This window comes from Kocuria sp. ZOR0020 (assembly GCF_000800955.1).
GTDB classification, from domain to species: Bacteria; Actinomycetota; Actinomycetes; order Actinomycetales; family Micrococcaceae; genus Kocuria; species Kocuria subflava.
In genome coordinates this window covers 1-1,259 of the sequence record NZ_JROX01000349.1, presented here as the reverse complement: position 1 = coordinate 1,259, position 1,259 = coordinate 1, and the positions used below count along the sequence as shown (strand labels likewise).

Here is a 1,259-nt window from a genome sequence, read left to right as displayed (position 1 = left end):
TGACCTGCCCTACGGTTAGGTTTCCACTCTTGGTCGCTAGCTTCCGATGGTGGTGAGTGCCCGCGGGGTGCGGGCGAGGTCGTAATCGTGGGGTGTCGCGTACTCGAGGGAGGAGTGCCGGCGACGACGGTTGTAGAACACCTCGATGTACTCGAAGATCGCGTTCGCGAGCTCGATGCGCGTCTTCCACTTCTTCCGGTTCAGCAGCTCGATCTGCATCGTCGACCAGAACGACTCCATCATCGCATTGTCGAGGCCATCGCCGACGGTCCCGAACGACGGCAGCAGTCCCGCTGAACGGATCTTATGAGTGAAGACCCAGGAGGTGAACTGGACTCCGTGATCCGCATGAACGATCCCTCCGGTCCCTGGCTGACGTGCACGGATTGCCATGTCCAGAGCGTTCACGACCAGGGTGGAGTCCTGTTTGGAGTCGATAGCCCAGCCGATGATCTTGCGGCTGCAAGCATCCAGCACGGCGGCGCAGTAGATCTTGCCCTCCCGGGTGGGATGCTCGGTGATGTCCGTGACCCACAGCTCGTTCAGCGCGAGACGGTGGAACTTGCGGTTGACCAGGTCGTCCGCTGTGGCGACCCCCTTGAGTCGCTTGATTCTGGCTGGGCCTGGAAGGCCACCGATTCCGGCGCGAGTCATGAGGACGGAGATGAGCCGGCTGGAACACGGAATGTTCATTCCGATGGTGAGCTCGGCGTGGATGCGGCGGTAGCCGTAGGTGCCGCGGGAGGCGACGTGGATCTCCCGGATCAGGCCGGTCAGCCAGCGGCGGCGCAGCTCAGTGGCACTGGTCGGGCGCTTTCGGTACCGGTAGTAGCCCTGACGGGAGACGCCCAGTAGGCGGCAGCAGGTGCTTGTGGGTGCCCCGGCGTCGACGAGTCGGTCGATCACCGGGTGCGCCCTTTTGGGGCAACTCCTCCCTCCTCGTCGAGCCACGTCGCGGCCCGGCGGAGGATCGCGATCTCCTGCTCGAGCTGGCGGACACGGCCGCGCGCCGCGCGGAGCTCGGCAGATTCCTGGCTGCTTAGTCCCGGCCGGCGGCCGTGGTCGATATCGTCCTGTCGCAGCCAGTTGTGGAGGGTGACCTCGTGGATGCCCAGGTCCAGTGCGGTCTGCTTGACCTGGCGGCCCTCGCGGACCAGAGCGATGGCACGGGCACGGAACTCGGGAGGGTACGGGCGTGGCATGCGAAGAGCCTTCCATGAAGACCATCGACTAGCGACGTCAACTGGAAACCGAGCCAT

At 64.7% G+C, this 1,259-nt stretch carries 1 protein-coding gene; it reads right to left on the bottom strand.

Annotated features, from left to right (window positions below; all coding sequences use genetic code 11):
• Positions 1 to 36 precede the first annotated feature (36 nt).
• Positions 37 to 1,202, bottom strand: a protein-coding gene (locus tag L979_RS13685; RefSeq protein ID WP_156125610.1) for an IS3-like element ISAar24 family transposase whose coding sequence is annotated in 2 segments (ribosomal slippage) — positions 37 to 926 and positions 926 to 1,202 — 1,167 coding nt in all. Because the reading frame shifts where the segments join, the coding sequence is not laid out codon by codon here.
• Between the last annotated feature and the right edge of the window lie 57 nt (positions 1,203 to 1,259).